Here is a 7,309-nt window from a genome sequence, read left to right as displayed (position 1 = left end):
AACAGAAAGCTGCCAACTTGTTTTGATACCTTTTTGCACTTCCTTCAACTGTCTATAAGTGACTGCTTCGTCATCTTCAGTCGCGTCTGCTACGTTGAAGATACTTTTACTGCCAGCATCAACACCATTAATAGTTATGCTTGCCCCTTTATCGAATATAAAACCATCAGCGGTTATCTTTGGCCCATTCTGAATCACAAAGCCATCATCACTCATAGAGGCTTCCCCTGTAGTGACAGACGTTACATTAATATCATCATTTAAAGAAAATGTGATTTTATTACTATTGTCTTTTGCAATTTTAATATTTTTGCTTCCATTCCCACTCGCACCCGCAACAAGATCTACTGTACTTCCAGCTTGAACGTCTGTAGCGTTGTTACCATCAACAGAAAGCTGCCAACTTGTTTTGATACCTTTTTGCACTTCCTTCAACTGTCTATAAGTGACTGCTTCGTCATCTTCAGTCGCGTCTGCTACGTTGAAGATACTTTTACTGCCAGCATCAACACCATTAATAGTTATGCTTGCCCCTTTATCGAATATAAAACCATCAGCGGTTATCTTTGGCCCATTCTGAATCACAAAGCCATCATCACTCATAGAGGCTTCCCCTGTAGTGACACTCGTCAGCTTAAGATTATCACTCAAAGAAAATTTGACTTTATGCTTACTATTTTCACTTTGCTTTACAATCGTTAAGTTATCTTTTCCTGCTTCATCTTTATATGTCACTGAAAAATCTACTGTACTGCCTGAAGTAACATCTGTAGGATTTACATCATTAACAGAAATTTTCCAGCCCCCTCCTGCTCCTGCTATGACATTTCTCAAAGCTTTCAGCTGTGCCACATTAACGGCATCAGTATCTGCAGAACCAGCTGCAACATTTGTAATTTGCCGTGTTAAATTCTGATTAGTATTACCAACACTAAAATCACCTGCAGTGCTTTTCCACGCAAGATCACCCTTTGTTGTCAGACTATTTGTTACAGGATCATAACCAAAAGTATCCTTATCAACACGAGAGACAGATCCTCCACCCACAGCAACACCATCTATAACACGTACCTGTGCATTTATACCAACTGCAACTGAATGAGCCGTCTCAGCAAAAGTATGAGAACCTATGGCAATCGAATTTTTGCCTTTCGCTATTACTTTTCTTTCCTCCCCGCTTTCTGCAGGCTCCCCACCACCTATTGCGATAGAACCAAGAGCTTGAGCTTCAGCCTTCGAACCTATAGCAATCGTATACTCGTTAGTTGCTTTGGTCTTGAGCCCTAACGAAATACTATTGTAACCAGATGCAGATGCGAACTTACCAATAGCAACACTATTTATACCAGTTCCTTCCGCATTTGAACCAATCGCAATCGCATCGTCCATCGTAGCTTTGGAACTATCACCCATAGAAATGCTACGTTTACCAGAAGCAGTTGCAAGCCCTCCAACAGCAACTGCAGAGAGCCCTGATGCCTCTGAATCAACACCCATAGCAACACTTGCTCTTCCACTTGCAAGTGCAGAAACACCAAAAGCTTGCGCACCCCCTGCCTTTGCTGTTGCACCTGCACCAAATACTGTTGAATAATTACCCGTCGCAGCAGATCCACAACCAGTTGCAAAAGAATAAATACCAAAAGCCTCAGGCAGAGCATCAGAGAAACTACCAGTAGAAGCTACACCCATATAGCCACTACCAGTAGTCGGAGTAGCAGGCAGACCTGTAAGACCATCACCACCCCAAAACTCTTGGTTAGTGGTCGTGCCATAAGGGTGACGACCATTAAATTCTTGATTATTGATAAATCTGTTATATTGGGTTTCTGCAGTTATTCGAGAAGTATCTTGTATTCCCTGCTGTTGTTTGCCCCCACGACCAACAACATTATCAACACCACAGAGATTATCATCACCCGAAAAAACAATACTGCCATGACTACCCCATGGATACAATACATTGGTACCATTTGTGCTTCTATTTAACTCTCCTACTATCGAAAGATTCGCAGCAAAAACAGGTGAAACAACGGGAGAAACACTTGACAAGAGTGTGGCCACTGCGGCTCCCAATGTAACCGTTCTAACCAAACTTGATTTTGAATATAACTTTTTCATAAAACCTCCTCCAACAGAGCACAATATCATTACAGCGCGCAAAAACCCTCATGGCAAAACCCTGTTCGCGCACAAAAAACAAACAAATAAAGACAGACCCCTCCCCCTTAGATGCCGACATTCATTACGGCATCACTCTAAAATCTCTGAAAAGACATTGAATCTAGAAAAGTCCCCAACCCTTTTAGCTAGAGGGATTCAAACTAAAAAATAAAGAAAAATACAACTTTTGAGAATATTACATAATCTCCATTCAAAAATATCGCGACTTAGCTCATAATAAAAATAGCTTTTTAAAGAGCAATTATCTCTTTCAGATAAAGCGCATAAGCAGAATGGCAAGAGTATGCAAAATAATTTTTTCTTAATTTGAAAAAATACTTATCATTAAACACAAAAAGATATTTTTTATACAATCTGTTTTTATAATTATAATCTTATGATTTTTTTAGACTTCTTATATAATGTAATCGATATTTCTTATCATGATAACCCCACTCTTTACACTGAGATAATCTGCTATAAAATACGATATGAATATTTAAAAGAAATATTTCTTGATAAAATTAAGTACTTTTCTAGAATAAAGTTTTGTTTTTTATTCGATAGGCTTCATGAAAAATATAGAAGTTCTTTAAACTTTCTTTTGTTCTTCTTTACCTTTATGCGCGGTGCTTTTTATTTTTGATCTATAACAATTCTAAAAATCAATACAGCTTAATATGAGATGTCGTATTCAATGAAAAAGAAAGGATTCAATAAGAAGATGTGATAATGGGTTGTTTTTTAAACTGGGTTTTTACGACAAAAAAACAAAAAAGATTTTTATTTTAGAGAACTTTTAGTCCGTATCTTGTGAAGTTTCTCGATGTGCTTTTTCAGCTTCGATTTGACGTTTTAAATGTAACTTTAAAAGCGAAAAGGTTGCTTCAACCTCTTCTATATCGTTAATGTTTTGAACAATATCTTGCAACTTGCCATAAAGCTCTGCTGCTAATTCCACGATATCTTCAGGAGGAAGTTCTCTTTGCGCATCATGATAAGCCGTATAGACCAAACACCCGAGCTTTTTCATCAACCCAGCAGGAATCCCTTGCGGTTTAAAACCACACGCTTTCGCCTTTCCCGCATTTGTAAACATTTCACCTTCACCCGTAATGAGCCAGGTTAAATTGACTTTTAATTTCTGTGATAAAGCAGCCAAAAATTCCACATTGGGAAAGGTTGTGCCTCTTTCAGCGTGGTCATAAATCGCCTTATTAATACCCAAACGAACAGCTATCTGATCCCGATGAAGTTGTAAGCTTTTTCGTATCAAACGTAACCGCTTCGCCTGTTCTGTTTTTGGTTCAATCTCTTTTTTTGCCAAATTATACAATAATACAAATATTGCGTTGACATTATGCAATATTTGCATTATACCTCTTGTTACTACCCATTATATTGGGCATATATTACCCACATAACCCCACCAAAAGCAGATGTTACAGCATCCGTTTAAGCAGGAGCGAAAGTTATGACCATCACCCACGCATGGGATTGCCATAGTATTTTTCCAAGCTCTGCCAAAGGAATATAACCTTGGCAGAACCTGCGAAAGCATATCAAATACCGTCGTCCAGTGTCAAAAATATTTGGACATAGTTTTTTCATTACATAAAGCAAAAGGTTTATCAATGTCTAAAAACCCATACAAAATCAGTATAGTTTAACATGAGATGTCGTATTCAGTGGAAAAGAAAGATTTTTGTTTTAGAGAATTTTTAGTCCGTATCTTGTGGAGTTGCTCGATGTGCTTTTTCAGCTTCAATTTGACGTTTTAAATGTAATTTTAAAAGCGGAAAGGTCGCTTCAACTTCTTCCATATCGTGGATGTTTTGAATGAGCTCTTGCAGCTTGCCATAAAGCTCTGCTGCTAATTCCGCTATATCTTCAGGAGGAAGTTCTCTTTGCGCATCATGATAAGCCGTATAGACCAAATACCCGAGCTTTTTCATCAACCCAGCAGGAATCCCTTGCGGTTTAAAACCACACGTTTTTGCCTTGGCTATATCCATAAACATTTCACCATTACCAGTTACAAGCCAGTCTAATGAAATGCCACAAATTTCTTGATATTTTGAGAGAGCGGAAGCCGTAGGTTCACTTGTACCAGTTTCATAAGTTCCTATGGAACCAGCCGTTACACCAAGATGTTCAGCAAACTGCTTACGCTCCGTGAAACCAAGAGCGCGGCGCACTTCACGAAAACGTTTTGCCAACTCGGTTTTAGGCTTTGCTTCTCGACGTGCCAAAAAATTACTCCAAAATCAATATAATTATTGACTAAGTAATTATATTGATTTATATCCATCGTTACTGCCCGTTATATTGGGCGGTTATCACATTATAACCCCACCAAAAGCAGATGTTACAGCATCCGTTTAAGCAGGAGCGAAAGTTATGACCATCACCCACATATGGGATCGCCATAGTATTTTACCGAGCACCGCCACAGGAATATAACCTTGACGAAACGCGCAAAAGCTTCCTAAAGACCGTTATCCCGTGTCAAAAATATTTGAACACAGCTTAACGAAAAAGCTGAACGTGCCATTGCCGATTTTATCGGTTTGCTCGTCAAATAAATTTTTATCGACCACTACTCTAAAAGTCGTGGTCGCATTTCCAAAACAGCAATACAGCCCAATACGGTTTCTCTCATCCTTCTGTACTGCGCGATAACGCTGCTTGAATCTCGTTGCAAAGACATGCGTATTAAGCGCATTTCCCATCATTTTTATATTACATACGATAAAAGGTTTATCAATGTCTAAAAATCAACACAAAATAGGCAGGATAATTGATGTTCTACAAAAAATAAGGTCATCATTTCTTATTCAAAGGCTAAACGTTTATAAGCCATGCTCGCTTATTGTTGATATCAATGGCACCAATTTGGCTTTGGTTAGCAATGATGAAATCTTGGGACATTTCACCTATCGTCAAAACAGCCGCTCTTACACACAAATTAAAAGCTGTTTGACAATGTATCTTAAATGCTGCAAATTCCCTTATAAAGGCATTGCCGCACGTATTTGTCATTGGGAAATTGAAAATCCTAGAACGATAAAGTTTCTGACAGGCATTGGTTTAAAAGTTAGTGCTTTGCACAAAATTGACAAAACTAGGATGTTGATATACATGGCAATGCTTGGTGATAACAGTGAAGTGATGTCTAAACATATCAAAGCCGCTTGGAACAACCGCAATGTGGAGGAATGTGCATGACCTCTTCATGCGATAAAGAATTATCCGATACGCTTGTTGGTCTTTATGACGACTACCAGCGCGGTTTTGATATTGGAGAAGAGCTTAAATCGTGTGTGGATTTGGCTTTATCTCTTGAATTGGAACTGAGTATTCACCGTTTAAGTGAAACCGATACAGCTTTACAAAAAGAAATTTTACAAACCTTGCGCCGTCGCAAAAGCTTTCATTCCACTGAAGATGAAACTAGCACAGTTATTCATATGGATTTTGAAGAACACAAATAATACCCCCTGCTGGGTGAGAGGTCTCCTCATTGCTTTGCTTAAACTTGAAACTAAAGGGCTTTTAGAAGTTCCAAAGCGCTGTGTTATTGGCTCTCACAAGTGTGAGGTTAATTGGAAAAGTATGTTAATGTTTTTTGGTGGTTCATCAAAATAACTAGCATTTTATAGCACACATCAGATTTATGCTTTACTCTTTAAAAGCTTTAACCTTGATATTTGCTTATCTCCACTTTAAAAGCAACATATGAGATGATGAGAAATCATAAATGTTTGTAGTATGAAGAGTGTTTACAGCTCTCAAATACAATTCATTGTTTTTTATTTTTATAAAAAAGAACGATGAGCATTCCAGCAGCAGCAATGATACTTTGAAGAAAATATACAGACTGAGATGAGATGCCGTTGCTATCACTTGCCATAAATAGATAGACCACAAGAATAAAAAAACCAGAGATCCCATTAAAACTTGCCTGTAGTCTTCCTTGATATTCAGGATTACAATAGAGTTGAGATAAAGAAATTGAAAGAGCCCAACTCGAAAGTCCAAATCCAATCATGAAATAGACAGGAAAAACAATGAAAATGTGTGTATTGACAGACAAAATGAGGAGACCAATAGCCATAACAGCTAATAAAAGTGCCAATGTTTTCCTTATGGATAAAACTTTACAAAAAAATGGAGAAAGAAGTGCACCAGTAAATACGCCCGCTGAATAAAGCGCTTCCAATATTGCAAAGGTCCAGCTATCCGCATTCAAAATCTCTTGTGTATAAGGAACCAAAATAACAGGAATAGTCATCAAAAGAACCATAATAATCATCTGGCTCATATAAGGCATAAAAAGAGCTGGATTCTGCTTAAAATAACAAAGTGACGATATATAACTTTCCCACCAGTTTTGCTGGTTTTTGCTTTCAGATCCTCGCGTTTTAGGTACCTTCATGACAAAGTTAAACAAACCAGCAATAATAAAGAGTATGCCGCCTATCAAAAGGGCTCCTTTTGTTCCTGCATAGGCAAGTATAAATCCACTTAACCCCATACCTATAATAGCACCAAGTTCATAGACCATATCAATTGTTGCATTCGCATTGATCAGCTGTTTTTTCGGAACAATACTTTGGATTAAGGGAATAGCTGATGGCATATAAAAAGAGATAAAAACACCCAAGAGAGCAGATAAAAACATTAAATTAATTTCTATGCCAAACTGACCAAGTGTTACCCAACCCACGATCACCAGACCTCTGACAAGGTTTGAAATGATGATCTGTATTTTACGATCGTATTTATCCGCCAAAACACCAAAAACAGGCGCAAAAACAACACTAGGCATCCAAAGAAAAAACATCAGCAGTGCCACACCGCGAATTGAATTTGTCTGATTATAGGCGAGCCATGACAATATGATGTAATTCAGCCCACTACCAAATGTAGCAAATAAGCCGCTCAATGTAAAATAGAGAAAAGTTCTATTCTCAAATAAAGCAATGCGTTCTTTCAAATTTGCAGTTAACATAAATTATCCCCTCGCACAAACGTCATTTGGCATGTATTGTAACGCATTTAAAAACATATATTTTTTACAATTTTGTTTTTCAGTTTATTCGATTTAAGAAAGCAAAATTCCTTATTTTAGCGCTGTTCAATC

The 7,309-nt window shown here is 37.8% G+C and carries 5 protein-coding genes and 1 pseudogene; 2 read left to right on the top strand and 4 right to left on the bottom strand.

The features are described 5' to 3' along the window. The 3 genes and pseudogenes from J7R13_RS02200 to J7R13_RS02190 form a co-directional block, all read right to left on the bottom strand. Positions 1-2,121 (bottom strand): annotated as a pseudogene (locus J7R13_RS02200) (Vomp family autotransporter); the annotation flags it as partial. 841 nt (positions 2,122-2,962) lie between these two features. Next, positions 2,963-3,490, bottom strand: coding sequence for a helix-turn-helix domain-containing protein (locus J7R13_RS02195; protein ID WP_208437282.1), 528 nt, complete (start codon positions 3,488-3,490; stop codon positions 2,963-2,965). Positions 3,491-3,884: 394 nt separating this feature from the next. Then, positions 3,885-4,415, bottom strand: a complete 531-nt coding sequence (locus J7R13_RS02190; protein ID WP_208437257.1) for a helix-turn-helix domain-containing protein — start codon at positions 4,413-4,415, stop codon at positions 3,885-3,887. A gap of 514 nt (positions 4,416-4,929) precedes the next feature. Between J7R13_RS02190 and J7R13_RS02185 the strand changes: the two genes are divergently transcribed. Next, positions 4,930-5,391 carry a hypothetical protein gene (locus J7R13_RS02185; RefSeq protein ID WP_208437256.1) on the top strand — a complete coding sequence of 154 codons (462 nt, stop codon included), beginning with the start codon at positions 4,930-4,932 and terminating at the stop codon, positions 5,389-5,391. Beyond that, complete coding sequence (locus J7R13_RS02180) at positions 5,388-5,657, top strand: hypothetical protein (RefSeq protein WP_208437255.1); 270 nt, start codon at positions 5,388-5,390, stop codon at positions 5,655-5,657. The genes J7R13_RS02185 and J7R13_RS02180 overlap by 4 nt, the downstream gene beginning before the upstream one ends. A 308-nt stretch (positions 5,658-5,965) precedes the next feature. Here the strand turns inward: J7R13_RS02180 and J7R13_RS02175 are convergent, their stop codons facing one another. Beyond that, positions 5,966-7,177: an MFS transporter gene (locus tag J7R13_RS02175; RefSeq protein ID WP_208437254.1), complete on the bottom strand. Its 1,212-nt coding sequence runs from the start codon at positions 7,175-7,177 to the stop codon at positions 5,966-5,968. Positions 7,178-7,309 lie beyond the last annotated feature (132 nt).

This window comes from Bartonella taylorii 8TBB (assembly GCF_902825155.1).
Classification (GTDB): domain Bacteria; phylum Pseudomonadota; class Alphaproteobacteria; order Rhizobiales; family Rhizobiaceae; genus Bartonella; species Bartonella taylorii_A.
The sequence above is the reverse complement of the archived record's forward strand: the minus strand, read 5'-3'. Positions and strand labels throughout refer to the sequence as shown.

Excerpts from the sequence above, each read along its gene's own strand:
- J7R13_RS02175 (WP_208437254.1), bottom strand. The coding sequence starts at position 7,177 with ATGTTAACTGCAAATTTGAAAGAACGCATTGCTTTATTTGAGAATAGA.
- J7R13_RS02185 (WP_208437256.1), top strand. The coding sequence starts at position 4,930 with ATGTCTAAAAATCAACACAAAATAGGCAGGATAATTGATGTTCTACAA.
- J7R13_RS02180 (WP_208437255.1), top strand. The coding sequence starts at position 5,388 with ATGACCTCTTCATGCGATAAAGAATTATCCGATACGCTTGTTGGTCTT.